This window comes from Streptomyces sp. NPDC057428 (assembly GCF_042803195.1).
Classification (GTDB): domain Bacteria; phylum Actinomycetota; class Actinomycetes; order Streptomycetales; family Streptomycetaceae; genus Streptomyces.
Window position 1 is genome coordinate 1 of record NZ_JBHVCT010000025.1, and the last position, 26197, is coordinate 26197.

Consider the following 26197-nt stretch of genomic DNA (forward strand, 5'->3'; position numbering starts at 1 on the left):
CCCGCAGGCATGTCGCCTGCGGGCCGTCCGTCGTCGTGCGCCTACGGGTCAGTCGTTCCCATTGAGGATGGAGAGCAGACGCAGCATCTCCAGGTAGATCCACACCAGGGTCAGCGTCAGGCCGAAGGCCGCCAGCCAGGACTCCTCGCGCGGCGCGCCGAAGGCGATGCCGTCCTCGACCTGCTTGAAGTCGAGGGCCAGGAAGCACGCGCCGAGGATGATGCCGACGACGCCGAAGAGGATGCCGAGGCCGCCGCTGCGGAAGCCCAGGCCGTCACCGCCGCCGAACACACTGAACAGCAGGTTGACCACCAGCAGGAGCACGAAGCCCATGGCCGCGGCCATCACGAAGCCGTAGAAACGGCGGGTGACACGGATCCAGCGCATCTTGTAGGCGATCAGGACGCCGGCGAAGACACACATGGTGCCGATCACCGCCTGGATCACCGTGCCGGGGCTGATGTAGGTGCTGACCGTGCTGGAGATCACTCCGAGGAAGACACCCTCGAAGGCCGCGTAGGCCAGGATCAGCGCCGGGGACGCCTTGCGCTTGAAGGACTGGATCATCGCGAAGACGAACGCCACGAGGGCGGCGCCGATCGCGATGCCGTACGACTTGCCGAGATTGGCCTCGTCGACGGGCAGCAGGGCCCAGGAGAGCGCGGCGGTGAGCACGACGGTGCCCAGCGTCATCGCGGTACGCGTGACGACGTCGTCGATCGTCATCACGCCGGTGCTCGGCGGCGCCTGAGGCGTGCCGTACTGGGTGTCCTGCTGGGCGTAGGGGTTCGTGGCGTACGGGTTGGCTGCCGTGCCCTGCGCGTACGGGTTGGCACCCGCTGCGGGGACCCCGGCCTGCGGCGCCGCGTTGAAGCCCGCGTAACCGTTGTCGCGGCTGAAGCCCCGTCGCGAGAAGACCGGGTTGCTGCTCCTCATCTCACTCCTCCATGGCCACCCTGCGTGGCCTTGCCACAAGAGTAATGGGTAGGCAAAACAAAGGCCCTAGTGCCAGAGGAGGATCTTTGAGGGGAGTTTGGGAGTGGAGTATCGGGCGGCCGCCAGGGTCCCGCCGGCGATGCCGTGGTGCCCGGAGCCGGACTCGAACCGGCACGCCCCCGAGGAGGCAGCGAGGTTTAAGCTCGCCGTGTCTGCATTCCACCACCCGGGCGTGGGCGCGCGGCTCCGCGTTGGCACAAGACCCTATCCGGGGGTGTCCCTCGAACAGCGGAACATCCGCTCGATGTTGTCTTATTTTACTGATCGTTTGAGGGTCCGTCAGACACCACGCACCGCATCAGCACCCGCCCGGACCGGGCAAGGGGCACGAAGCCCGGCAAACGGGAATGACGGAAACTCGCCGCACCCGCACGGCCCACGCGCCACGGGTCCGCGCCACCGTTCGCCAGACCCCGCCACCTCACCCCCGAACAGTGCCCTCCATGCACCGCGGAACCGGCGGCCGCCCCTGCACCTCGGGGTCCCCCGGCTCCGCCCCCCCGACGAGGGACACCGAGCTCCCGCCCGGCATCAGGGTGACGCGGACGCCGTCCGTCCCGGCCCCGGGCCCAACCGGTCGGGGAAGATCAAAGGGTCGCGGAACAGGGGCCGCGCGGTCACGGTGGCGCGGCGCCCCACCCCCGGACCGTCACCCTGGGTGACCGGCGCATCGGCGGCCGGGCCCGTTCCGAGGACCCGCGGGTGCGTCCGGCGCGCGCGGTCCACCGGCCCTCCCCGCCATGAGGGCGACCCCGGTCAGGGTCCGTCTCCTACCTCAGGAGTACGCCACCGGACGGCGGGTGCGACTCAAGAGGGCCCCGGGAACGGGCATGGGGACTGACGACCTGGCCCGATCCGACAGCGAGGATGAGGAGGTCCCCACGAACAGTCGTCCGAACATGGAGTACCCCTGTGACCACCACCAGCGTTCACCGCACCACCGCGGTCGCCGCCCGCGCCACGGAGCTGTCGAAGGTCTACGGGGTGGGTGAGACCCAGGTGGTCGCCCTGGACCGGGTGACCGTGGACTTCCCACAGGGCGAGTTCACGGCGATCATGGGCCCCTCGGGTTCGGGCAAGTCCACGCTGATGCACTGCGTGGCCGGCCTCGACAGCTTCAGCAGCGGCTCGGTGCGCATCGGAGAGACCGAGCTCGGCACCCTGAAGGACAAGCAGCTCACCCAGCTGCGCCGGGACAAGATCGGCTTCATCTTCCAGGCGTTCAACCTGCTTCCCACGCTGACCGCGCTGGAGAACATCACCCTGCCGATGGACATCGCGGGCCGTAAGCCCGACGCGGCCTGGCTGCAGAAGGTCATCGACATGGTGGGCCTCTCCGACCGGCTGAAGCACCGCCCCGCCGAGCTCTCCGGCGGTCAGCAGCAGCGCGTCGCGGTCGCCCGCGCCCTGGCCTCCCAGCCGGAGATCATCTTCGGCGACGAGCCGACCGGCAACCTCGACTCCCGCTCCGGCGCCGAGGTGCTCGGTTTCCTGCGCAACTCGGTGCGCGAACTCGGCCAGACCGTCGTGATGGTGACCCACGACCCGGTCGCCGCCTCCTACGCGGACCGGGTGGTGTTCCTCGCGGACGGCGCCGTCGTCGACCAGATGCTGAACCCCACCGCCGACGGTGTCCTCGACCGGATGAAGGCGTTCGACGCGAAGGGCCGGACCAGCTGAGGCCGGCGGCCTCCGCGTCCCGGCTGCCGCTCCCCCGCACCGACCCCCTTCCAGCACCCATCCCAGGACACCCAGACATGTTCCGTACCGCCCTGCGCAATGTGCTCGCGCACAAGGCCAGGCTGCTGATGACCGTGCTCGCCGTCATGCTCGGCGTAGCGTTCGTCTCCGGCACCCTCGTCTTCACCGACACCCTCGGCAACGCCTTCCGCAACCAGTCGGCCAAGAGCTACGACGACGTCGCCGTAGCGGTCTCCACCTACGCCGACGGACGCGATGACGACGCCCCCGGCATCGACGACGCCACCCTGGAGAAGATCCGGGCGCTGGACGGCGTCGCCTCGGCCACCGGGCGGGTCTCCGGCTTCGCCGGTGTCGCCGACCCGGACGGCAAGCTCATCGGCAACGGCTGGTCCAACACCGGCGCCAACTTCTCCCCCGCAGAGAACGGCAAGGACGGCACGTACACGTTCACCGACGGCGCGGGCCCGGTTGAGAACGGCCAGATCGCACTCGACGAGGAGACCGCGCGCAAGGGCGAGTACCGCGTCGGCGACCCCGTGCGGGTCGCCACGAACGGACCGGTGAAGAAGTTCACCCTCTCCGGTGTCTTCACCACCGAGGACGGTGCCGTCAACGCGGGCGGCAGCCTCGTGCTGTTCGACACGGCGACGGCCCAGACGCTCTACCTCAAGCCCGGCGTCTTCAAGGACGCCACCGTGACCGCCGCCGCCGGCAGCTCGGACAAGGCGGTCCTGGACGCGATCGAGCCGCTGCTCCCCAAGGACGCGACCGCGCAGACCGGCAAGGCCCTCGCCGACGAGCAGGCGGCGCAGATCGAGGAGGGGCTCGCCGGCCTCAACGCCATGCTGCTGGCCTTCGCGGGCATCGCACTGTTCGTCGGCGTCTTCCTCATCGCCAACACCTTCACCATGCTGGTCGCCCAGCGGACCCGTGAACTCGCCCTGATGCGTGCCATCGGCGCCTCCCGCCGTCAGATCAAGCGCTCGGTGCTGATCGAGGCGGCCGTCGTCGGCACCCTCGCCTCCGTCATCGGATTCGTCCTCGGCATCGGGCTCGCCACCGGACTGCGCTCCGCGACGAGCCTCATCGGCGGCAAGATCCCGGCCGGTCCGCTCATCATCTCGCCCGTCGCGGTCGGTGCCGCCTTCGGCGTCGGCATCCTGATCACCGTGCTGGCGGCCTGGCTGCCCGCCCGCCGGGCCGCGAAGATCGCCCCCGTCGCGGCGATGAGCAGTGTGCACGCCGTCGCCACCACGAAGTCGCTGATCGTACGGAATTCGATCGGTGCGTTCATCGCCCTGATCGGTGCGGCCGGGATCGTCGGCGGCGCCGCAACCGGCGGCGAGGACGGCCGCTATCTCGTCGCGGCCGGTGCCTTCCTGGCCCTCATCGGCATCATCGTGCTGATCCCGCTCCTCTCGCGCCCGGCCGTCGCCGCCGTACGGCCGCTGCTGGAGAAGCTGTTCGGCGTGTCCGGGAAGCTCGCCTCGCAGAACGCGGTCCGCAACCCGCGCCGTACCGGGGCCACCGCCTCCGCGCTGGCCATCGGCCTGACCCTGGTCACCGGCATCTCGGTGCTCGGCGTCACGCTCGGCCAGGCGATCGACAAGATGACGACGGACAACATCAGGGCCGACTACATGGTCTCGATGGCCAGTGGTGGCTCGCTCGACGAGTCGGCGCTGACCGCCCTGTCGAAGGCGGACGGCGTCACCGCCCTCTCGCCGCAGCAGTCGGTGCACTTCCGGGTCGGCGGGGAGTTCCACTCGGCCTCGGGCGTCACCCCGGGAGACGTGGAGAAGGTCTTCTCGCTGAAGACGGTGTCCGGTTCGCTGAGCTCGCTGAAGGACGGTGAGGTCGCGGTCGGGTCCAAGACCGCGAAGTCGAACGGGTGGAAGACCGGCGACACCCTGCCGGTGACCTTCGACGACGAGAAGAAGGCCAAGGTCAGGATCGGCGCCCTCTACGAGGAGAACGAGTTCCTCTCGCCCTTCGTGGTCCCGAAGGCGTTCGCCGACGAGCACGGCTCCGCCTCCCGCCCCGACATCCGCGAGATCTGGATCAAGACGGACGGCGGCGCGAGCAAGGCCAACGAGCAGGCCGTCGTCAACGCGCTCGGCGACAACCCGGCGATGAGCGTCATGGACCGGCAGGACATCCGTGACACCTTCGGCGGCTTCGTGAACACCGCGCTGAACATCATGTACGGGCTGCTCGCCATGGCACTCCTGATCGCGGTCCTGGGGGTCGTCAACACCCTCGCGATGTCGGTCTTCGAGCGGCAGCAGGAGATCGGGATGCTCCGCGCCATCGGCCTCGACCGGGGACGCGTGAAGCGGATGATCCGCCTGGAGGCCGTCGTCATCTCGGTCTTCGGCGCGGTGATCGGCGTCGGGCTCGGCGTCTTCCTCGGCTGGGCGATCGGCCGGACCCTGGCCGAGGACATCCCGGGCTACGCCCTGGTCGTCCCGTGGGACCGCATCGCGCTCTTCCTGGTGCTCGCCGGTCTCGTGGGTGTGCTGGCCTCCCTCTGGCCGGCCCGCAGCGGCGCGAAGCTCAACATGCTGACGGCGATCAAGACGGAGTAGGTGGGACGTGAGGAGGGCCGGTACCCGCAACTGCGGATACCGGCCCTCCTCACGTTCCGGGGTCAGGCGTTGGCGGACGCCGTCCAGTCGCGGGCCCGCAGCGGCATGGCGGCCCCGCCGCCCTCCCGCGGACGCACCGCGAGGATCTGGTTGACGCCGATCTTGTTGCGCTCGAAGGACAGTGCGGATGCGGCCATGTAGAGCCGCCACACCCTCGCCCGTCCGGGTGAGGTGGCCCGGACGGCCTCCTTCCAGTGCTTCTCCAGATTGGCCACCCACTCACGCAGGGTCAGTGCGTAGTGCTCACGGATCGCCTCGACGTCGCGGGCCTCGAAGCCGGCCTGCTCCAGGGTGTCGACCGTGCGGCCCACCGGGGCGAGTTCGCCGTCGGGGAAGACGTAGGCGTCGATGAACTCGTCGATTTGGTAAGCCGATTCGTCCTTCTCCGGGCGGCGGGCGATCTGGTGGTTCAGCAGTCGGCCGCCGGGCTTGAGAAGTGCGTAGAGGTCGTCGGCGTACTCCCGGAACCGGACCGAACCCACGTGCTCGGCCATGCCGATCGAGGAGATGGCGTCGTACGGACCGTCCCTGACGTCCCGGTAGTCCTGGACCCGGATCTCGATCAGGTCGGCGAGACCCTCCTCCGCGATGCGCTTGCGGGCGAAGGCGGCCTGTTCGGTGGAGAGCGTCACGCCGGTGACCCGGGCGCCGTACTCGCGTGCGGCGTGGATGGCCATCGATCCCCAGCCGCAGCCGACGTCGAGGAGCCGGTCGCCCTCCTTCAGGGCCAGCTTGCGGCAGACGAGGTCGAGCTTGTCGCGCTGGGCCTCCTCCAGCGAGGCGCCGTCCCGCCAGTAGGCGCAGGAGTACACCATGGAGGGGCCGAGGACCATCGCGTAGAAGTCGTTGCCCACGTCGTAGTGGTGGCTGATGGCCTCCTTGTCGCGACGCCTGGTGTGCAGCGCGCCGGCGCGGCGGCGGACCTCCTCTGCCGGCGGGGGCGGCGGCGGCCAGGGGCCGGCCAGTTGGACGAGGCCGCGCGCGAAGGCCCGCACCCTGGCGTCCCGGACGGGGTGGACACTGTCCTTCGCGTCCGCGCCGCGCTCCCAGAGCAGAGAGGCCACGGCGCCCAGGACGGCGTACAGGTCACCGTCGACGTCGATCTCACCGGCCACCCAGGCGCGGGCCAGGCCCAGTTCGCCGGGCTTCCAGAGCAGCCTGCGCAGGGCGCGGCGGTGGCGCAGGACGAGCACGGGCGCACCCGGGGGCCCGGATTCGCTGCCGTCCCAGGCCCTGATCCGGACCGGCAGGGGTTCTCCCAGCAACTCTTCGGCGAGAGCGGTCAGCCGCGGCGCGGCATCGGCCATGGCGCACACCTCCGTGGTGGTGTTTCCGAATGTGCCTAAATTCGCATATACGCACCCGAACCGGGCCGCGACACCTCGGGGCCGCGGCGAGGTACACCGGCGTCAACGCCGAGCGGCCCTCACGCCATCCCTGCCCGGGGCAACGAAACGGCAAAATACCTGCACTTACCATCTACTTCGCGGTGCCCCGGCACGCCGAAGGGGCCGTCCGCACCACGGATGGCGGACGGCCCCTTCGGTTTCGTACAGGCGTCAGGAGGCCTTGGCCTTCTCACCCTCCGACTTGCTCTTGTCGCCGTCGGCCTTGGCGGCGACGGGCGCGGGGCTCGGCTTGGCGGCCTCGTAGAACTCCTCGCGGGGAGTCTCCATGGCTCCGAGCGAGACGACCTCGCGCTTCAGGAACATCGCCAGCGTCCAGTCGGCGAAGATCCGGATCTTACGGTTCCAGGTCGGCATGGCCATGCCGTGGTAGCCGCGGTGCATGTACCAGGCGAGACGGCCCTTGACCTTGATCTTCACCTTGCCCATGACGATCATCGCGACGCCCTTGTGCAGGCCGAGCCCGGCGACCGCACCCTTGTTGGCGTGGCTGTACTCCTTCTGCGGGAAGCCCCGCATGCCGGAGATGACGTTGTCACCGAGGACCTTCGCCTGACGCAGCGCGTGCTGGGCGTTCGGCGGGCACCAGGCGTTCGGGTTGCCGGCGCGGCGGCCGACCATGTCCGGCACCTGGGCGTTGTCGCCCGCGGCCCAGATGTAGTCGGTGCCCTGCACCTGGAGCTTCTCGGAGGTGTCCACGTGACCACGCGGGCCGAGCGGCAGGCCGAAACGGGCCAGCGCCGGGTTCGGCTTCACGCCGGCCGTCCACACGATCGTGCTGGAGTCGACCTCCAGGCCGTTCTTCAGGACGACGTGGCCGTCGACGCAGGAGTCCATGGAGGTCGAGAGGTAGACCTCGACACCACGGCTCTCCAGGTGCTCCTTGCCGTATGCGCCCAGCTTCGGGCCGACCTCGGGAAGGATCTTGTCGGCGGCGTCGACCAGGATGAAGCGCATGTCCTCGCGCTTCACGCTGGAGTAGTACTTCGCAGCGTCCCGGGCCATGTCCTCGACCTCGCCGATGGTCTCCGCACCGGCGAAGCCACCGCCCACGAAGACGAAGGTCAGCGCCTTGCGGCGGACGTCCTCGTCGGTCGTCGAGTCGGCCTTGTCCAGCTGCTCGAGAACGTGGTTGCGCAGACCGATGGACTCCTCGATGCCCTTCATGCCGATGCCCTGCTCGGCGAGGCCGGGGATCGGGAAGGTACGGGAGACCGCGCCCATCGCGATGACCAGGTAGTCGAAGGGCAGCTCGTAGGCCTCGCCGACGAGCGGCGCGACCGTGGCGACCTTGCGGTCCTGATCGATGGTCGCGACTCGGCCGGTGAGGACCTCTGCCTTGGGCAGCACGCGTCGCAGCGGGACAACGACATGCCGAGGCGAGATGCTGCCGGCAGCAGCTTCGGGGAGGAAGGGCTGGTACGTCATGTACGAGCGAGGGTCGACGACCGTGACGGTCGCCTCTCCATACCGCATCTTCTTCAGAATGCGACGAGCTGCGTACAGGCCTACGTACCCACCGCCTACAACGAGGATCCTGGGACGCTCCGTGGTGCTCATGCCATCGAGTATCCACCCCCCTCGAAAGGCATGCTCGTGAGCCCCTTCACAAGGTATGCGCGCCCCTCTGCTACACTTCGCCGCCCACGTGACCCAGGTCATGGTCCACCAGGGGAACCAGCGGATACGGGCGAACGTTGTTCACCGCTTGTGAGCTGGCCCTTGAGCCACCGGGTGCGAGCGAACACCTGCCCCGGACACACCCCGGCCGCACCCCCGCGACACCCCCGCCCCGCACGCCGGTACCCCTCGGAGCGCCCCGTACGGCCCCCCGGACGAAGAACTTCGCCCAGTGGGGCCGAATTCCTTGTGAAGAAGTTCACGAACTTCGTCGTGGCGCTGCACGAAAGGCCTCTCCGGGCGGGTCCGAAGAGGCCTTCGACGACTCAAAGGTGCAGGCGGGAATGCGCATGAGCGACATCTCACCGCTCCCGCAGCGGCTCCGAGATCACGCCGCCGACCAGCCGATCCCGTCGAACATCGCCTCCGAAGCGCCACTCACCCCTGAAGCCGCACATGTGTACACAAACATGCGTACACTTTCTTCATGGCCGAGAGCACTGTGACCGTACGGGAAGCCCGCGCACACCTGGCGGACCACATCAATCGTGCCGAGGAGGGCACACCTACGGTGATCACCCGCAACGGCGAGCCTGTCGCGGCCGTGGTGCCGATCGCGGACTTCAACGCCCTGGAGGAAGCAGCCGACGTGTTGCTGGCCCGGGAGGCCGAAGCGGTCCTGGCTCAGGGCGGCCCGACGGTGTCCATGGCTGAGCTGCTGGCAGACCTGTTCACCGATCGCACTGACGACGCAGCGTGAAGTACGCGTTCCGGTTCACCACAGCGGCACAGCGGCAGCTTCGAGCCATCGACCGGCCGGCCGCCATGTGCATCCTGGCCGCGCTGACCGCACTCGGTGACGATCCATACCGCGAGGACGCCGACATCAAGAAACTCACCGGCCCGTCCGGCCTTTACCGGCTCCGGGTCGGCAGCTACCAGATCGCCTACCAGGTCGAAGACGGCGAGCTCATCATCCTCGTCGTCAAGATCGGCGACCGGCGCGACGTATACCGCAACATCTGAGAGCTGGCAGCCCGGAGCCCTGAGGCTCCGGGCTGCCTCACAGTTGGAGGGTCACGCGTCGTCGAGTGCGGCGTGCCACGCGATCCCGTCCAGGATGTCGTGTTCGCTGACGACGACCTCGGTGGCACCGCTGCGTTCCATCACCGCGAGCAGCGCGAGCGCGCCCGAGGCGATCACATCGACCCGGCCGGGGTGCATCGCGGGGATCGCCGCGCGCTCCTCGTGCGTCGAGGCCAGCAGCCGTGCCGTGATCTCCCGGACCTGTCCGGCGGAGATCCGGGAGTGGTGGATGGCCTCGGAGTCGTACTCCTCCAGACCGAGCGCGATCGCCGCGACCGTGGTCACCGTCCCGGCCAGGCCCACGAGCGTCGCGGCCGAGGCGATCGGCACCGTCTCCTCGACGAGGTCCAGGGCCGCGTCGAGGTCGGCGCGGATCGCGGCGACGCGGTCCGGCGTGGGAGGGTCCACTACGGCCCCGTCCACGACGAGATGACGCTCGGTCATACGCACGCAGCCGATGTCCACGGACCGGGCCGCGCGGACGGCGTCGTCACCGACGACGAACTCCGTGGAGCCGCCGCCGATGTCCACCACGAGGTACGGCTTCTCCAGGTGGTCGCTGCCCGTCAGTTCCTTCGTGGCGCCGTCGAAGGAGAGCTGCGCCTCCTGGTCACCGCTGATGACCTCGGGCTCGATGCCCAGGATGTCCAGGACGCCCCGGACGAACGTGTCGCTGTTCTCCGCGTCGCGGGACGCGGAAGTGGCGACGAACCGGATGCGCTCGGCACCCAGTTCCTTGATCACGGCCGCGTACTCACGGCACGCGTCGAAGGTGCGCTCCAGGGCTTCGGGGGCCAGCCGCCCGGTACGGTCGACACCCTGCCCGAGCCGGACGATCCGCATGCGGCGGTCGAGCTCGGTGAGCTGCCCGGCGGAAGGCTCCACATCGGCGACGAGCAGACGGATGGAGTTGGTACCGCAGTCGATGGCGGCAACGCGGATCATGGGGCTCCTGTGGTTGGACGGGTACCGCGCGGAATCAGGACGCGTCGGTGTCGCCGCACGGCGTGACGCAGGGGCCCTTCGCCCACCACTGCGGCAGCATCGCGATCGCCTCGTCGCCCAGCGGGTTGACCCCGGGGCCGGCCGCCAGCGAGTGGCCGACCAGGACGTGCAGGCACTTCACGCGGTCCGGCATGCCACCCGCGCTCGGGAAGCCCTCCAGGACCTCGATGGCGTCGCGCCGGGCGAGGTAGTCCTCGTGGGCCGCGCGGTAGGCGGCGGCCAGCTCGGGGTCCTCCGCCAGGCGCGCGGTCATCTCCTTCATGACCCCGTTGGCCTCCAGCGTGCCGATCGCGGAGGCCGCGCGCGGGCAGGACAGGTAGTACGTCGTCGGGAACGGCGTGCCGTCCTCCAGACGGGGCTGGGTCTCGACCACGTCCGGGTTGCCGCAGGGGCAGCGGTGCGCGATGGCGCGCAGACCGCGCGGCGGGCGGCCGAGCTGGAGCTCGAACGCGGCGACGTCCGCGGCGGTGGGCGTGGTGGATTCGGTCTGCGGAGGGGGCGTGTCCATGCCTGCCTTGAATGTCATCGGTCGGTCTGTATGTATCGGCGCGGGAGCGGGGCACGATGCGTGCGCCCGGACCAGGGCCGGTGCTGGGGCGGTGTCATTCGCGGTCGGCGCTGTCGACGCCGTCCCAGAGGTTGGAGTGCCAGGGCCGCCCGGTCGCCCCCGGATCGCCGCGGCGCTCCTCGGTCGCGTCGGGGTCGACCACCGTGAAGGCGGTCTCGCCCGGCACCACGTAATGGAGGTGCTCGCGGGCCAGACGGCGGATGTACGCGTCGTCCTTGAGCCGCGCCTTCTCGTCGCGCAGCTCCTCGGTCCGCTGGTGCGCCTCCCTCGACAGCCTCTCCTGATCGGCGATCTGGTCGCGCTGGGAGATGTACTGCCGCATGGGGTACGCCAGAGCAACCACCAGGGAGCAGACGATCAGCGCCAGGAACGCCGCCCGCCCGGTGAGCCTGGAGCGGCGGGCCTGGCGCCGGTTCTGGGACCGGTAGACGCGGGCTGCCGTCTGCTCACCGAGCAGTCGCAGCCTGGTCGCGGTGGAGAACCGGTCGCGGTCCTTCCCGCCCATGTCTCACGCCTCCCCGTTACGCACGTCCGTCCCCGCACACGGTACGGGACCGGATGCGGGGACGGACGGAGGCTGGTGCTCCGGACTCGGCCGTCAGCTCTCGAAGCGGAACCGCGGGAACGCCGAACGGCCCGCGTACACCGCGGCGTCGTCGAGGATCTCCTCGATGCGCAGCAGCTGGTTGTACTTGGCGACGCGGTCCGAGCGGGCCGGGGCGCCGGTCTTGATCTGACCGCAGTTCACCGCGACCGCGAGGTCGGCGATGGTGACGTCCTCGGTCTCACCGGAGCGGTGGGACATCATGCACTTGAAGCCGTTGCGCTGGGCGAGCTCCACGGCGTCCAGGGTCTCGGTCAGCGAACCGATCTGGTTGACCTTGACGAGCAGGGCGTTGGCCGAGCCCTCCTCGATGCCGCGGGCGAGGCGCTCCGGGTTGGTCACGAACAGGTCGTCGCCGACGATCTGCACCTTGGAGCCCAGCTTGTCGGTGATGACCTTCCAGCCGGCCCAGTCGTCCTCGTACAGCGGGTCCTCGATGGAGACCAGCGGGTACGCGGAGACGAGCTCCTCGTAGTACTCGGTCATCTCGGCGGCCGAACGGGACTTGCCCTCGAACTCGTAGACGCCGTCCTTGTAGAACTCGGACGCGGCGACGTCGAGGGCGAGCGCGATGTCGCGGCCCGGGACGTAACCGGCCTCCTTGACGGCCTCGAGGATGAGGTCGAGGGCGGCGCGGTTGGACTCGAGGTTGGGGGCGAAGCCGCCCTCGTCGCCGAGACCGGTGGAGAGACCCTTGGTCTTCAGGACCTTCTTCAGCGTGTGGTAGATCTCCGCGCCCCAGCGAAGGGCCTCGGAGAAGGACTCGGCGCCGATCGGCGCGATCATGAACTCCTGGATGTCCACGTTGGAGTCGGCGTGCGAGCCGCCGTTCAGGATGTTCATCATCGGAACGGGCAGCAGGTGCGCGTTCGGGCCGCCGAGGTAGCGGAACAGCGGGAGGTCGGAGGCCTCGGACGCGGCGTGCGCCACGGCCAGCGAGACACCGAGGATGGCGTTGGCGCCGAGGGAGGCCTTGTTCTCGGTGGCGTCCAGGTCGAACATCGCCTGGTCGATGAGGCGCTGCTCGGTGGCGTCGTAACCGACGAGCTCCGGGCCGATCTGCTCGATCACGGCGAGGACGGCCTTCTCGACGCCCTTGCCCTGGTAGCGGTTGGGGTCACCGTCACGAAGCTCAATGGCCTCGAACGCACCGGTGGAGGCGCCGGACGGAACAGCAGCACGTCCCGTGCTGCCGTCGTCGAGGCCGACCTCGACCTCGACCGTGGGGTTGCCCCGGGAGTCGAGGATTTCCCTGGCTACGACGACGTCGATGGACGGCACGAGGCATCTCCTTCTGGGATATGACGCTGGTTGTGCAGGGTCACTGTGGCCTTGCGCCACGAGCCTAACCGGCTCGGCCCGCTCCGTCGGCCGTCCGCCCGCCCCCTGGGACGAAAAAGGACCCAAGGGCCTGCATTACGGGCAAAACTCCAGATATTTACTGGCCAGTAACTACAACAGTTGAACGCAGACCCCCACAGCGGCCCGTCGTGGGGTCCCCCGAGGCAACCCCCCGAGGGGCGCACCGGGCACGACCCGGCCCGGCACGCAGGAGGTGGGCGTGCTGGGCCGGGCCGCCGGGGAGGGGGACACCGGACCGCCCGTGACTACTTCAGGTGAAGCTGCTGACCCGGGAAGATCAGGTCGGCGTCGTGGACGATGTCGTCGTTCAGCTTGAACAGCTTCTGCCAGCCGCCCTTGACCTTCTTCGCGTCGGCGATCTTGCTGAGGGTGTCGCCGGCCTTGACCTTGTACTCGCCGTCGCCCTTCTCGACCTTCTGACCGGTCGGGGTGGTGACGGTCTCCTTGGGAGCCGTGCGCTTCTCGCTGCGCGAGGCGGGCTGCTCGGCCTTGCGCTCCGGCTGCGCCTTCGTGTCGGCCTTCGGCGCGGAGCCGGTGTCCACACCCGGGTCCACACCGTCGTCGGTCAGGCCGCCGGCACCGGCGCAGGCCCAGGCGCCGGGGCCCTGCAGGTCGAGGAGCTTCTCGGCGACGGCTATCTGCTGGTCCTTGGTGGCCAGGTCGGCGCGGGCCGCGTACTGCGTACCGCCGGCGGCCGCCCAACTGGAGGCCGAGAACTGCAGGCCGCCGTAGTAGCCGTTGCCGGTGTTGATGGACCAGTTGCCACCGGACTCGCACTGGGCGACGGCGTCCCAGGTGGCGACGGAGGCAGCGGAAGCACCGGTCGCGCCCATCAGCGGGACGGCGATGGCCGCACCGGTGACGCCCGCCAGGGTGGCGATACGGACGGCCTTGGACGGGCGGCGGTGCTTGCCCTTGCTGGAAAGCAGCATGGTTCTCCTCACCGACGCCTACGAGGTGAGCTGTCGGGTTCGGGCCTGTGAGTTGCCCGGCCGACCGCACTCGCGGACGACTTCACCCCCAGCCGGTCCCTCAGCCGTCCTCCGACGGCCGGGTCACGGCACTTACCTGGGTCCCCCGCTCCTGCCTACGGCGCTTTACGCGTCGTTCCCCTCGACCGACGGCAGGATTCGGCGTGACGGTCGAAGGTGCCCGCGGTGCGAGCGGCTCCGACCGTAAACACACGCAACCCCTACATTCAAAAATGGGCATAACGGTCAATCAGCCCTTTAGCGATCGACCTACCGGTCCGTTTGCGCAGGTCGGAGCGGATATGGGCAGACCGGGCGTACATGACACGCCAGTTGAAGCAAAGAGACCCATGTCTCACTTGCGCATAAGTGGACATAGGCCTCTGAACTACCCCTGATTTCGGAGTGTTTTCGTGCTTTTGATCAGTTGGTGGCAGGAGCCTCCGCCTGGGTCCCGCTCGCGTCCGAAGCCAGGCCGAGACCGAGGTCCAGACTCTGGCCGGGAAGGATCAGGTCGGGGTCGGAGCCGAGCTCGTCCTTGTTGGCCTCATAGAGGGCGGGCCAGCCACCGGGGAGCTCCTCCGTATCGGCGATCGCCCAGAGGTTGTCACCCTCCTGGACGGTGTACGTCCCCTCGGCGCCCTGACGCGCCTCGGAGTCACCGCGCGAGGCATGCCTGCCCGACTCGCGGCCTTCGGTGGCCGCTGACGACGCGTCGGTCGCTTCGGGGGCGGGCGTGCCGCGGTGCTTCCCGGCCTTCGCCCCGTCACTCTTCGGGGCTCCAGAGGTCTCGGACGCCTCGGGGGACGGTGCGACGGAAGGCGCGGTGCCGGACTTGTCCACCTTGTTTCCCTTGTCCGCCTTGCTGCCGGACGCGCCCTTGCCGGCCTTGCCCTTCGCGCCCGCGTCGTCCTGCTCCTCGGACGAGGGGGTGCCGGAGGGTGTCGCGGCCTCCGTCGGCTCGGCGGACGGCCCGTCACCCGGATCGATACCCGGCAGTACCCCGTCGAGCGCCAGCCCGGAGATCACCGCGCAGCTGGGCCACGCCTGGGGGCCCTTGTCGTCCAGCACCTTCTCGGCGATGGCGATCTGCTGCGAGCGGCTCGCGAGGTCGGCGCGGGACGCGTACGCCGTGCCGCCGTAGGCCGACCATGTGGCCTCGGAGAACTGCAGGCCTCCGTAGTAGCCGTTGCCGAGGTCGGCGCTCCATATGCCACCGCTCTCGCACTCGGCGACGCGGTCCCACGTCGAGGCGTCTGCGGCCTGCGCGCCACCGGCGCCGAGCAGCGGGATGGCAATCGCCGACCCTGTGACGCCTGCGGCGACGACGATGGCGGGTGCCTGACGAGGGCGACGGTGTCTGCCGTTCGCGGAGCCCATGGGGTTGCCTTCCGTGTGACTGACATGTGACGGGTGAGTCGAACGGTGAACCTAGCCGTACTCGAACGTGTGTCACAAGTCGATGCAGCGGAGATCACGTGAAAGTCACAGAGTTGACAGAACGTCACCTTGCGCCGGTGTATGGCCGGGACCGAACTCCACGGGAAGCGTGCGCAGTCCACGCATGATGAGCCCTCCGCGCCACCGCAAATCGGCATGTTCGGCGGCAATCCGCAGGTCAGGGAGCCGTTTCAAAAGCGTCGCCAGGGCTACCTGACCCTCCAGGCGGGCCAGCGGCGCCCCCAGGCAGTAGTGGATTCCGTGACCGTAGCCCAGGTGCTGATTGTCACTCCGAGCGAGATCCAGGGTGTCCGCATCCTGGAATCGCTCGGGGTCCCGGTCAGCGGCGGCGAGCACCACGAGGACGGGATCGCCCGCCGCGACGACCTGCCCTCCCAGAGTCACGGGTTCGGTGGCGTAGCGCCATGTGGCGAGCTCCACCGGCCCGTCGTAGCGCAGCAGCTCCTCGACACCCGTGGCGAGCAGTTCGGTCTCCCCCGCCGCCAGCGAGCGCTCCAGACGCTCGTGCTGCGACGGGTTGCGCAGCAACGCGTAGACCCCGTTGCCGATCAGGTTGACGGTCGTCTCGAAGCCGGCGAACAGAAGGATGAAGGCCATCGCCGCGGCCTCGTTCTCGGTGAGGTGCTCACCGTGGTCACTGGCCTTGATCAGGCCGGAGATGAGATCGTCGCCGGGATTCTCCCTTTTGCGGTGGATGAGTTCGGCGAGATAGCCGCGCATCTTCTTCACCGACCTGGCCACTCCGCCCCGCGGGCCGCCGCCGTGCCGGATCATCATCCCCGCCCAGTCACGGAAGTCGTCCTGGTCCTCCCGGGGGACTCCCAGCAGGTCGCAGATCGCGTAGATGGGCAGCGGGAAGGCGAAGTCGTGGATGAGGTCCGCCTTCCCCTCCTCGATGAAGGAGTCGATGAGGCTGTCCGTCAGTTCCTGCACACGAGGCGCGAACTCGGCCACCCGGCGCGGGGTGAAAGCCTTGGACACGAGCCGGCGCAGCCGGGTGTGGTCCGGCGGATCGATGTTCAGCAGATGCGTCATCAGCTCCGCCTTGCGCTCACCCGGGATGCCCGTCTTCCCCTTGGCGTTCGCCGATCCGGCGTGGTGGGCCGGGTTCTTGGAGAGCCTGGTGTCGGCGAGAGCCTGCCTGGCATCCGCGTACCTGGTCACCAGCCAGGCCTCGACCCCGCTGGGCAGCGCTGTGCGGTGCACGGGGCTGTGCTCGCGCAGCCAGGCGTAGGCGGGGTACGGGTCGGTGGCGAACTCCCATGTGAAGAGCTCGGGTCCGGCCTCGGGGGCGACTTCGGAGGCGAAGGGCGTTCCGGGGGCGGGCGGCGTTCCGGGGCCGTCGTTCATTCCTGGACGCCGTCCGTCGCGCCGTCGAGCCCCTCGGCGGCCCTGATGGCGTCACGGTAGGCACGCGCGGCGGCGCGCAGGGCGGCCTCCGGGTCGACGCCGTCCTGTTCGGCCCGCACGGCGAGGGCGAGCAACTGGTAACCGATCCCGCCGCCCTCGGGGATCGCCACTCCGAGGCCCGCCGCACGGACCCTGCTGCCGAGTTTGGCGGCGAGCGCCAGGCCGGGCTGGCCGAGCGGCACTCCGTCGGTGACCGAGGCACGCTGCTTCTCGATCGCCTTCGTACGCAGCCAGTGCGCGTGGACGTCCTCCGGGGTCTCGGCGGTCTCGTCGCCGAACACGTGCGGATGGCGGTGGATCAGCTTCTCGACGATCGTCGCCGCGACGTCGTCGATGCCGAAGGGCTCCTCCGGGTCCTCCTCGGCGATGCGCGCGTGGAAGACGACCTGGAGCAGCACGTCGCCGAGCTCCTCGCGCAGTTCCTCGCGGTCGCCGTCCTCGATGGCCTCGACCAGCTCGTACGCCTCCTCGATGGCGTACTTCGCCAGGCCCGCGTGCGTCTTCTGCGAGGTCCACGGGCACTCGAGCCTGATCCGGTCCATGACCTGGACCAGATCCAGGAGCCGGGCGCCGGGCAGGTCGTACGAACCGGGCAGGAGCTCCAGGTCGGGCATCCGCACCCGGCCGGAACCGCCCAGCCGGGCGAGTCCGTCGGTCAGCGCCTGATCGCTCTCTCCGCCGACCATCACCACCACGGTCCGGCCGCCCGCGCAGTCGTCCACCAGCTCCTCGGCCGACGGCGAGGCGTGCTCGGCCGCGACCCCCGCCTCCCGCAGGTACGGCAGCTGCGGGTGGTCCCGCTCGGGGCACAGCACCTTGTCGGCCGCGCGCAGCGTCTGCCAGGCGGGCCAGGACAGCAGACCGGGGGCGACCCGGTGGCTGGCGGTGAGCAGGACGATACGGCCGGGGTCTTCAGCGTTCACCACCCGAACCTACCTCCCGGCGGGGGAGGACCTCCCGTCCGGATCAGGCGCGAGACCTGCCTGACCAGGACGAGCCATCCCAGGGGTCAGGCGCCTGTCTCCGGTTCCTGGCCCTGGAGGGTGGTGACCTGCTTGATCCACGCTGTCTTGTACGTGCTGAGCTGCACCTTCTTGTCGTCCCAGCTGCCGTAGCGCGGGTTGACGTCGATGTGCAGCGCCTTGGACGCCTCGGTGAGCGCCTTGCTCACGGCCTGCTGGCCGGCCGGAGTCCGCAGATCGGCGCCGAGCGCACGGGCCAGCTTCGGGAGCTGGACCTCCTTGCGCAGATCATCCTCGATCTGGCCGGGGGCGACCCAACGCTGCTCCAGCGACACCGTACGCAGGCCCTTGTCCCCGCCGTACTGCGCTGCGGCCTCCGCGTGGATCTGCTGGATCTCCTTGCGACTGACGGTCACGCCGGCGTCCTTCGCGGCCCGGTCCAGGACCCGCCCGAAGATGAGGCCGTGCAGCTTGGCCCGGTTCAGCTGCCCGGTCTTCTTGACCAGTTCCTCGGACTGCCCGGCACTCTGCTGCGCCGTACGTACGTCGGCCGCCTGTGCCTGGACGGTCGCCACGTCGATCCGGTCGCCGCCCACGACGGCCGCGGCACCCGGATGGGCCTCGCTGCCGCAGGCGGTCAGAAGCGGTCCCGCGAGGAGTGTTGCGGCGGAAAGGACGAGCGCGGTACGACGGCGGCGGTGCAAAGGAGCCTCCCGGGGAGAGTTTGTGCATCAGTGCACAAAGCCTTGCGGTGATCGATGTTAGGCAGTGGACGTGATTCGGGCCACTGCTTCGACCAACGATTTCCGGACCGGTCAGTGTGGGGTCGAGGGCGAAAACCCGTCCGGAGTGCCGCTTCGGACGGCCGTACGTCTCAGAACGACTCACGTACGTCCTGATGGTGGGTGAGTTGCCGGCGGAGCTCCGTGGGCAGCGGGTGGTGCGGGCCGTAGGCGCGCTCCGCGTCGTACAGGAGAGCCTGCAGCTGGGCGCAGCCCGCCGAGTGGTCCCCCACGCCGAGCAGCAGGTGCCCGATGCGCTGGCGGATGTCGAACGCACGCCCCGGACCGGTGGAGTTGGCGTAGCCGTTCTCGTAGTAGGGAAGGAGCGCCCTGTACTCGGCGAGCGCGGCGGCTGCCTCGCCCAGCTGTTCCAGGCACTGCGCCGCGTCGTAACGGAACTGCAGCGTCCCTGCGTCACCCGGCCCGGCCTCGGCCGTGCGGTCGTCGGCGAGGCGGCGCAGCTCGGGCAGGGCACGGCGGTACTGCCCGTCGTCCATCAGCGTGGCGGCGTACTGCTTGCGCAGGATCCTCACGACCGCGGAGTCCTCGCCGTGTTCCGCCGCGGCGGCGGGCAGGATACCGCCGAGGATGTCGACGGCCTGGGTGATCCTGCCCTCGCCGAGGAGCCGCTTCACGTCGTCGACCGCCTGCGCGACGTTCGGCCGTGACGGCGGTTCGAAGGACGCGGCGGGCGCCTGCTGCGCCGGTACGGGCGCGGGGGCAGGGGCGGCCGCCCGGTCGGGCCAGGGCGCGTGCGGGCGGAGGAACGGGCGGGTCGGGTCGAGCGGCCCGGAGGGCGAACCGCCGGCCGGAAGCAGCGGGCTCAGGGACTGGTACACCTCCTGCGCGGACGCGGGGCGATGCTGCGGGTCCTTGGAGAGCAGGCGCAGGACGAGGACTTCCAGCGCCTCGGGGACCTCGGGCCTGATGCGGCGGACCGGGAGCGGCGGCTCGTAGAGATGGCGGTGCAGCACCCCCAGGGCGGTGGAACCGGCGAACGGGACCTCCCCGCTGAGGAGTTCGTGCAGCAGGACCCCTAGGGCGTACAGGTCGGTGTACGGACCGACGGCGCCACCCATCGCCTGCTCGGGGGCCATGTAGGCCGGGGATCCGATCGGTGAACCCGTGTGCGTGAGGCGGGTGGTGTCGGTGTCCATGACGGAGGCGATGCCGAGGTCGAGCACCGTGAGGGTGCCGTCGGGCTTGATCATCGCGTTTCGCGGCTTCAGGTCGCGGTGCACGATCGGAACCGCGTGCACGGCCGAGAGCACCGCGCAGAGCTGCGCGGCCACCGCGACCGCCCATGGCCACGGATAGGGGTCGTGCTCGGCGAGATGGTCGGCGAGGTCGGCGCCCTCGACGTACTGCATGACGAGGTAGAGGTCATCGCCGTCACTCCCCGCGTCGTGGACGGTGACGAGGCCCGGGTGGTCGACCTGCGCGGTGACCCGGCACTCGCGGACGAACCTGCGGCGCAGGTCGTCGGCGGCCTCGCTGCCGGAGGGGCCTGCGACCCGGTCGGGGCGCAGCAGTTTCACCGCGACCCTTCGGTCGAGACGCCGGTCGTACGCCGTCCAGACCTGGCCCATGCCGCCCTGGCCGAGAATGTTCGCCAGCTCGTAACGGCCCGCGATGACACGGCCGTTCATCTGCCGTCACCCTCCTTGCGGAGGTAGTCGCTCAGCTCGTCGAGCTCGGCCCGCACCTGGTCCAGGCGCTGGAAGGAGGCGGGCGGCGGTGCGGGCCCGGACCGCCGTGCCGGAGTGGGCCGGGGTGTCGGGGCCGGCGTACGGACGGAGTCGGCCGGGGGCGGCGGGTAGCCGTACCCGGGGGCGGGCCTCGCGGGTGGGACGGCGGGGGCCTGCGGCGCACCATGAGCCGCGTACGGCGACGGGCCGGGGCTTGCGTGCTGGGGGCCGTAGTGCCGGATCTCCGCGTACAGGTAGTAGGTGATCGTGCCGATCACCGTGCAGAGCAGCCAGCCGAGGAACACGAGCGCCTGCACGTCCGTCAGCTCCTCCTCGTTGTCGGGCGTGGAGACGATGTACGCGAACATGCCCGCGTTGAGCGCGATGACCACCGCCATCAGCGTCCAGTCCAGCCCCTTGCGGGTGACGGTGGCCAGCCGCAGCAGCGATGCCCAGGACAGGAACCCGCAGCTCATGAGCGTGAGTGCCACGAAGAGCACGCGCAGCGCGGTCAGCGTCGCCGAGGACGGCCGCCGCTTCGGTAGCTGCGGCGGCGGATAGCCGTAGCCGTGCATGTGCTGCTCCCGGGAGGGTGTATGTCGGACGTTGCTGCGAGCGTATACACCGGCAGGGACAACGGCTCCCGGGTTGCGCACAACCGTTGTGCATCAGGTCACTTCGGGGCCACCGTGCCGTCCGTGAGCCCGTCGTACATCCCCTGCACCAGCTGCCCGCCGAGCCGGCCCGCCGTGCGCAGCGCGTCCTCCAAGGCGGCCAGGGCGCTGAACTGTTCGCCGTACCTGCGCTGTTCGTCCAGCGGAAGGCGCGGTACCTGGAGGCGGCGTGCGTCGAGACGCGTCGCCGTGGACGCGTAGCTGCTGGCCTGCCGGTTGTTGGCGGTCCCGCGCAGGAAGCCGGCGAGGAACCAGGGGTCCAGGGAGGCCGGATCGGGGCGCAGCAACTGGAGGTTACGGCCGAGCGCGGACCCCTCCGTGGCGTCGTCGACGACCCTGGCCACCGCGCCGCCACCGAGCACGGGCACCACCACGTCGCCCGCCTCCAGCAGCAGCGGCTCGTCCTGCGGAGAGCCGGCGGGGGCCGTGGGCGTCCCGCTGGGGGCCGTGCCGGCGAGGACGTCGTGCTCGGTGAGGACCGCCACCGGGCCGGTCGCCGCACCGGTGCCCGTACGCAGCTGCAGGGCGCCGGCGCGGGCCAGTTCACCGACCGTGGTGTGGGGCCGCCTGGCCGCCTCGCCAGGCGTTGCGGGGACCGGAGCGAGCCGGGAGACCAGCTTCAGGGTGTCCTGCAGCCGCTCCCGCACAGCCGCCAGCTCCGCCGCGCCACCGCCGGACGCCGCGGACGGGAGGTGACGGGCGGGGGTCAGGTCCACGTCGTCGTCGAGCAGTTCGATGACGGGGACGGCACGACTCACACCCGGGTGCTCCTCGAAGGGTTCCCGGCGGCCGACCGTGTCGAAGGATGTCCAGGCGTCGAGGATTGCGGCACGCAGTGCGGGCCAGTCGAGCCGGTCGCGGCCCGACGCTGCGCCCGCCGCCTCGGGGCCGGCGGTGTCCACGACCAGCAGTTCGGGCGTGGGCCGCGACTCGGCACCCGGCTTGCGGAGCACCCAGAGATGGAGGGGGATGCCGTACGGGGGCGCGGCGCCGGCCGGGAGGGCGATGACGGCGCGCAGGGCCCCGCGGCGCAGCAGATCGGCACGGATGCGGCGGCCCGAGCGGCGGGACGCCGAGGCCGGGGGCATCAGCAGCACTGCGGTGCCGCCCTCGCGAAGACGGGCGAGTGCGTGCTGGACCCAGGCGAGTTCCGACTCGGTGCGGGCCGGGAAGCCGTACTCCCACCGCGGGTCGTAGGCGAGCTCGTCATGGCCCCAGTTGCGCTCGTTGAACGGCGGGTGGCAGAGCACCGCGTCCACCGTCAGCTGAGCGAACGCGTCCGTGCGCAGGGTGTCGCCGGTCCGCACCTCGATGGCGGGCTCGTCGGCCCCGCTCGTCGACGCCTGCAGTGCGAGCCGGAGCGCGGTGAGCGCCGCGAGGTCGGCGTCCGCCTCCTGCGCGTACAGAGCGGTGGGCCTGCCGACCGCGCGCAGCAGGGCGCCGGTTCCGGCGGCGGGGTCGAGGACCGTGCGCGGAAGCCGCTTCCCTCCGTGCCCCCCGTGGGGCTTCGCCGCTTCGGCGAGGGAGGCCATCAGATCGGCGAGACCCGGAGGGGTGAGTGTGTACTGACGCGGGTTGGCGTCGAGCTGGCGGCCGAACAGGAAGTCGAAGGCCTGCCGGACGCCGGTCTCCGCGGCGAGCTCGGCGACGCCGCGCAGGAGCGGGACGGACGGCAGGAGCGCGGAAGCCGTGGGGGTGGGGACGACGCGTCCCGGCCCGAAGCGGTCGGCCAGCACCCGGTCCAGGGCGTCGGGGAGCACTCCCGCCATACGGGCGTCCGAGACCGCGGTGATCTCCAGCCATGCGGTGGGCCTGTCGCGGACCAGGATCAGGGCGCTGCCGGCGTGGACGAGAGCGGTGACGGCGCCGCCGGGATGCCCGGCCATCTGCTGCCAGACCCTTTCCCGCAGCGGGACCTGGGCGAGTTTGCCCTGGTCGCGTAGCCACTGCTCGACCTGATGAAGGGCGAACGAAGGGCTCGCCTCGGTGCCGCCGACGGGCTTGGGGAAGTCGTCGTGGCGGCGGCGCCAGTTGCTGACGGCGGCGCGGCCCACACCTGCGAGCCGGGCGATTCCGGCCGCGGTCACCTCTGTCGAGCTCTCCGGCACTGGCCTGTCTCCCGTTCCACGCACGTCGGTGTCGCCCGCTGTGTGGGTGAGCATACCGATCACGCCAACACCCCGGTTCACGCACGCGACTAAACAAAACAACGAAATGCATGTTGACCCGGTTCACAGGCTCTGCTCTTATTGACCCATCGCACAAGGGGGCGGCGCGTCTCGCTGCTCACATCCCCGTCGTTCGCCGAAGGGCACACCCATGTCGCAGTACACGCAGTCGCCTCAGCCTCAGCCTCAGCAGCCGTACGCCCCCACCCAGGTTCCCGGCACGCACCCCGCCCGCAACGGGCTCGGTGTCGCCGCCCTCGTCCTCGGCATCATCGGGACGGTCTCCGGTCTGGTGCCGCTGCTCTTCTGGCTGGCGGGCATCCTCGGAGTCATCGCCCTGATCCTGGGCCTGGCGGCACGGGGACGCGCCAAACGCGGGGAGGCGACCAACAAGGGCGTGGCGACGTTCGGCGCGGTGCTCGGCCTGGTCTCACTCATCCTGTCGGTGGTCGGAGCCGTCCTGACGTTCAAGGCCGTGGACGACGTGGTGAAGGACATCAACAAGGAGGTGTCGGGGAGTGCGGCCTCCGCGAAGCCGGGGGCGCCCGCGGGTGGCACGGAGAAGGACACCGCCGACGACAAGGCCGTGGGCCTGGACGAAGCGGACACGGCCGTGTACGACGACGGTCTGGAGGTCACGGTCGGACCCGCGAACGCCTACACACCGGACGAGTTCGCGGCCGGGCACACCAAGGGCAACAGCGCGTACAAGGTGACCGTCGTCATGGAGAACAAGAGCAAGGAGAAGCTCGACGCGAGCCTGGCCACCGTTGACGCCCGCGCCGGCAAAGACGGCGTGAACGCCGAGCAGATCTTCGACGGCAAGGTCGGTGAGGGCTTCAGCGGAACGGTCCTCCCGGGCAAGAAGATCACCGCACAGTTCGCCTTCGACGCGCCGGCGGACGCGAAGAACCTCACCGTCGAGGTCAGCCCGGGCCTCGAATGGGACGCGGACCAGTGGGACCTGAAGCTCTGACACCCCGCGCACCACGGACGCACGAAGCAGGCGGGCGCCCGGGACGCGGGCGCCTCCCCGGCGAGGACACGACGTCCCTTCCTCGCGGGCCCACGCGCTGTTCACGTCCGGTGGCGCACCCAGACGTTCGGTTCGACGTACACGGCGTAGCCGTGCCGGACCGAGCACAGCACCGGCACCAGGGCTCCCGGTACGTCCACGGGGCCCTCGGTGTCGAACGGCAGCCCCGTCCAGGCGCGCCACCGGTCGAGCGGGGCGCTCACGGTCATCGACGTCGGCGCCACCGAGTCGACGACCCCGCCCGCCCGCACATGGACCCGCAGCCAGGGATCCACCGGCAGGCCGTCCCCGTCGCGGGCCAGCCGGGCGTACTCCTCCATCGGCGTCGCCGGATCCGTGTGCTTCGCGCTCGGCCGCACGGGGGCCACGACCTCGCGGAAGCCGAGCCGCCGGGCGTTCTCCCGCATCGCGGCCAGCATCTGCCCGGACACGCCCCGGCCCTGCAGCCCCGAGGACACCGCCACCTCGATCGCGCTGACCGTGTCGGGCGTGCGTCCGTGCCGCAGGTCGGAGAACGCCCACAGCAGCACCTGGTCCCAGCCGCTCGCGGGCAGGGAGCCCCGCCCCGGGACGCCGAGAGCGAAGGGCACGCTGTAGGCCCGGGCGGCCACCGCCCCGTCCGGGCCGGTGGCGACCAGTACATACTCGGGGAACTCGGCGGCCAGGCGCGGGAAGTTCGCCCAGCCCACCAGGTCCTCCAGCACGAAGAGCGGCCAGGTGACGGGCATCTCGTCGATCGCGCCCGCCAGCTCGGGCCGCTCGGCGAGTGTGGTGATCGTCAGGTCCATACGCGTCACGGTAGGTGCGGGGCACCGGCCGGCCAAGCCAATTACCCGGCCCAGGACGCCGTCCGCCGGGCGGGAGCCGGCCCCCGCCGCCGAGGTCCCGGACCGGCTCATACGTAGGTGTTGACGATGAGCACCGCAGTCGGCGCGAGCGTCAGCAGCGCCCCGGCCGGCCAGTACACGCGCGGGTCGAGCGCCGCCCTCCGGCACACCGGACCGTTGGCGAGCCACCAGATGATCCCGAAGACCGCGACCACAGGTACGACGATCACCAGCCAGAGCAACATGCCGTCGTTCTCCGTGGGCTCGCGCCGGGTCCAACCAACCTCGGCGAGCGGCCCGTTCGACAGGAAGTACCACACCAGCCACACCGGGACGACTCCCGGCACCCCGAGCGCCAGATTGACCCCCGCGGCCGTCAGCCGCCATCTCCACATCCGCCCAGTATCCACACGGCGGCGTCCGGGCCCACCGTGCGCACCAGGCTCAACGCGCCGGTGCGTCCGTCGGGTTGCCGCCCGCGAGCAGCTTTTCCTGCGGGCAGGTCCTCAGCACGTCCGTCATGGCGTCCTGTTCTGCCTGCGTGACCCACAGCCCGTACTTCTTCTTCACCGAGACCTGCCCCGCGACGTACGCGCAGCGGTAGTCCTTGTTCGGAGGCAGCCAGGTCGCGGTGTCCCCGTCGCCCTTGCGGCGGTTGGTGGACGAGTCGGCCGCCACCAAATTGATCGGGTCGTTGGCGAACGCCCGCCGTTTGCCGTCGCTCCACTTCTGGGCGCCCTTCTGCCAGGCGTCGGACAGCGCGACGAGATGGTCTATGTCCACCTTGCTGCGGCCGCGCTGGAACGTGATGCGGGTCCCGGTGTACGGGTCCGGGTCCAGCACGCCGCTGAGTACCTTGCAGCCGTCGGAGTCCCTGGACACGTCGTCGAGCTGGTCGGCGAGGATGTCGTCGCGTGTCCCGCAGCCGTTGCGGTCGGTGTCGGCCCAGGCGGACCCGAACTCGTCGCGGTCGTAACCGGTCTTCGGTGCCCGGCCCTTGACCGTGAGGCCTTCGGCCGCCTGCAGCGCGCTGCCGCCGGGGGCCGGCGCCGCTTCGGACCGTGCGGGGTCGGGCAGGTCTTCGAGGGAGTCGCACCCGGTCAGGATCAGAGAACCCGTCAGGGCCACGGTTACGAGGGCGAGGAGGCGGTTGCGGGGGCTCACTGCGTCATATGGCTTCACAGCGAACCAGGTTAGGCGCCGGGCGGGCATCGCGGCA

General features: G+C 70.3%; 23 protein-coding genes, 1 tRNA gene and 1 riboswitch. Of the genes, 5 read left to right on the forward strand and 19 right to left on the reverse strand.

The window, feature by feature from the left end; all coding sequences use genetic code 11:
* Window positions 1-48: 48 nt before the first annotated feature.
* Both ACFU5K_RS12740 and ACFU5K_RS12745 read right to left on the reverse strand, forming a co-directional pair.
* The gene (locus tag ACFU5K_RS12740) at window positions 49-936 is read right to left on the reverse strand and encodes a Bax inhibitor-1/YccA family protein (RefSeq protein WP_384059864.1); all 888 of its coding nucleotides are present in this window, start codon (window positions 934-936) and stop codon (window positions 49-51) included.
* Window positions 937-1081: 145 nt separating this feature from the next.
* Window positions 1082-1168: transfer RNA gene (locus tag ACFU5K_RS12745), tRNA-Leu, on the reverse strand.
* Window positions 1169-1908: 740 nt separating this feature from the next.
* Here ACFU5K_RS12745 and ACFU5K_RS12750 point away from each other — a divergent pair.
* Both ACFU5K_RS12750 and ACFU5K_RS12755 read left to right on the forward strand, forming a co-directional pair.
* Entirely contained in the window at window positions 1909-2676 is a 768-nt protein-coding gene (locus ACFU5K_RS12750) for an ABC transporter ATP-binding protein (RefSeq protein WP_384059867.1), read from the forward strand.
* Between the two features lie 77 nt (window positions 2677-2753).
* A complete protein-coding gene (locus ACFU5K_RS12755; RefSeq protein WP_384059870.1) occupies window positions 2754-5288 on the forward strand; it encodes an ABC transporter permease in 2535 nt (844 codons plus the stop codon).
* Window positions 5289-5350: 62 nt separating this feature from the next.
* Here ACFU5K_RS12755 and ACFU5K_RS12760 read toward each other — a convergent pair whose 3' ends face one another.
* Window positions 5351-6655, reverse strand: a complete 1305-nt coding sequence (locus tag ACFU5K_RS12760) for a class I SAM-dependent methyltransferase (RefSeq protein WP_384059873.1) — start codon at window positions 6653-6655, stop codon at window positions 5351-5353.
* A gap of 252 nt (window positions 6656-6907) precedes the next feature.
* On the reverse strand, window positions 6908-8314 hold the full coding sequence (locus tag ACFU5K_RS12765; RefSeq protein ID WP_384059876.1) for an NAD(P)/FAD-dependent oxidoreductase: 1407 nt from the start codon (window positions 8312-8314) through the stop codon (window positions 6908-6910).
* Window positions 8315-8861: 547 nt separating this feature from the next.
* Between ACFU5K_RS12765 and ACFU5K_RS12770 the strand changes: the two genes are divergently transcribed.
* Window positions 8862-9134: a type II toxin-antitoxin system Phd/YefM family antitoxin gene (locus tag ACFU5K_RS12770; protein ID WP_384059878.1), complete on the forward strand. Its 273-nt coding sequence runs from the start codon at window positions 8862-8864 to the stop codon at window positions 9132-9134.
* Window positions 9131-9400 (forward strand): type II toxin-antitoxin system RelE/ParE family toxin, encoded by a 270-nt coding sequence (locus tag ACFU5K_RS12775; RefSeq protein WP_384059881.1) that lies wholly within the window; start codon window positions 9131-9133, stop codon window positions 9398-9400. Before ACFU5K_RS12770 ends, ACFU5K_RS12775 begins: the two co-directional genes overlap by 4 nt.
* 51 nt (window positions 9401-9451) lie before the next feature.
* Here the strand turns inward: ACFU5K_RS12775 and ACFU5K_RS12780 are convergent, their stop codons facing one another.
* The 12 genes from ACFU5K_RS12780 to ACFU5K_RS12835 all read right to left on the reverse strand — a co-directional run bounded on the left by ACFU5K_RS12780 (window position 9452) and on the right by ACFU5K_RS12835 (window position 23055).
* Window positions 9452-10405: an exopolyphosphatase gene (locus ACFU5K_RS12780; RefSeq protein WP_384059883.1), complete on the reverse strand. Its 954-nt coding sequence runs from the start codon at window positions 10403-10405 to the stop codon at window positions 9452-9454.
* A 34-nt stretch (window positions 10406-10439) separates the two neighbouring features.
* Window positions 10440-10973, reverse strand: a complete 534-nt coding sequence (locus ACFU5K_RS12785) for a DUF501 domain-containing protein (protein ID WP_384060026.1) — start codon at window positions 10971-10973, stop codon at window positions 10440-10442.
* Between the two features lie 94 nt (window positions 10974-11067).
* Window positions 11068-11538, reverse strand: coding sequence for a septum formation initiator family protein (locus tag ACFU5K_RS12790; protein ID WP_384059885.1), 471 nt, complete (start codon window positions 11536-11538; stop codon window positions 11068-11070).
* Between the two features lie 93 nt (window positions 11539-11631).
* Window positions 11632-12918 carry a phosphopyruvate hydratase gene (eno, locus tag ACFU5K_RS12795; protein WP_384059887.1) on the reverse strand — a complete coding sequence of 429 codons (1287 nt, stop codon included), beginning with the start codon at window positions 12916-12918 and terminating at the stop codon, window positions 11632-11634.
* Between the two features lie 326 nt (window positions 12919-13244).
* Entirely contained in the window at window positions 13245-13931 is a 687-nt protein-coding gene (locus ACFU5K_RS12800) for a transglycosylase family protein (protein ID WP_384059889.1), read from the reverse strand.
* Window positions 13932-14104, reverse strand: a riboswitch (cyclic di-AMP (ydaO/yuaA leader).
* A 289-nt stretch (window positions 14105-14393) separates the two neighbouring features.
* A complete protein-coding gene (locus ACFU5K_RS12805; RefSeq protein WP_384059892.1) occupies window positions 14394-15350 on the reverse strand; it encodes a transglycosylase family protein in 957 nt (318 codons plus the stop codon).
* 105 nt (window positions 15351-15455) lie between these two features.
* Window positions 15456-16781, reverse strand: a complete 1326-nt coding sequence (locus tag ACFU5K_RS12810) for a cytochrome P450 (RefSeq protein WP_384059894.1) — start codon at window positions 16779-16781, stop codon at window positions 15456-15458.
* The gene (locus tag ACFU5K_RS12815; RefSeq protein WP_384059897.1) at window positions 16778-17764 is read right to left on the reverse strand and encodes a nucleoside triphosphate pyrophosphohydrolase; all 987 of its coding nucleotides are present in this window, start codon (window positions 17762-17764) and stop codon (window positions 16778-16780) included. The genes ACFU5K_RS12810 and ACFU5K_RS12815 overlap by 4 nt, the downstream gene beginning before the upstream one ends.
* Before the next feature lie 86 nt (window positions 17765-17850).
* Window positions 17851-18507: a SurA N-terminal domain-containing protein gene (locus ACFU5K_RS12820; protein ID WP_384059898.1), complete on the reverse strand. Its 657-nt coding sequence runs from the start codon at window positions 18505-18507 to the stop codon at window positions 17851-17853.
* A 170-nt stretch (window positions 18508-18677) separates the two neighbouring features.
* Window positions 18678-20234, reverse strand: a complete 1557-nt coding sequence (locus ACFU5K_RS12825) for a serine/threonine-protein kinase (RefSeq protein WP_384059900.1) — start codon at window positions 20232-20234, stop codon at window positions 18678-18680.
* Entirely contained in the window at window positions 20231-20848 is a 618-nt protein-coding gene (locus tag ACFU5K_RS12830) for a hypothetical protein (RefSeq protein WP_384059903.1), read from the reverse strand. Before ACFU5K_RS12830 ends, ACFU5K_RS12825 begins: the two co-directional genes overlap by 4 nt.
* 98 nt (window positions 20849-20946) lie before the next feature.
* On the reverse strand, window positions 20947-23055 hold the full coding sequence (locus ACFU5K_RS12835) for an N-6 DNA methylase (protein ID WP_384059904.1): 2109 nt from the start codon (window positions 23053-23055) through the stop codon (window positions 20947-20949).
* Window positions 23056-23266: 211 nt separating this feature from the next.
* On the opposite strand from ACFU5K_RS12835, the gene ACFU5K_RS12840 reads away from it, so the two are divergent.
* The gene (locus tag ACFU5K_RS12840) at window positions 23267-24091 is read left to right on the forward strand and encodes a DUF4190 domain-containing protein (protein ID WP_384059906.1); all 825 of its coding nucleotides are present in this window, start codon (window positions 23267-23269) and stop codon (window positions 24089-24091) included.
* A gap of 101 nt (window positions 24092-24192) precedes the next feature.
* Here ACFU5K_RS12840 and ACFU5K_RS12845 read toward each other — a convergent pair whose 3' ends face one another.
* The 3 genes from ACFU5K_RS12845 to ACFU5K_RS12855 form a co-directional block, all read right to left on the reverse strand.
* Entirely contained in the window at window positions 24193-24939 is a 747-nt protein-coding gene (locus ACFU5K_RS12845; RefSeq protein ID WP_384059909.1) for an N-acetyltransferase, read from the reverse strand.
* 107 nt (window positions 24940-25046) lie between these two features.
* Complete coding sequence (locus tag ACFU5K_RS12850) at window positions 25047-25373, reverse strand: hypothetical protein (protein ID WP_384059912.1); 327 nt, start codon at window positions 25371-25373, stop codon at window positions 25047-25049.
* A 49-nt stretch (window positions 25374-25422) separates the two neighbouring features.
* Complete coding sequence (locus ACFU5K_RS12855) at window positions 25423-26160, reverse strand: HNH endonuclease family protein (protein ID WP_384059915.1); 738 nt, start codon at window positions 26158-26160, stop codon at window positions 25423-25425.
* Window positions 26161-26197 lie beyond the last annotated feature (37 nt).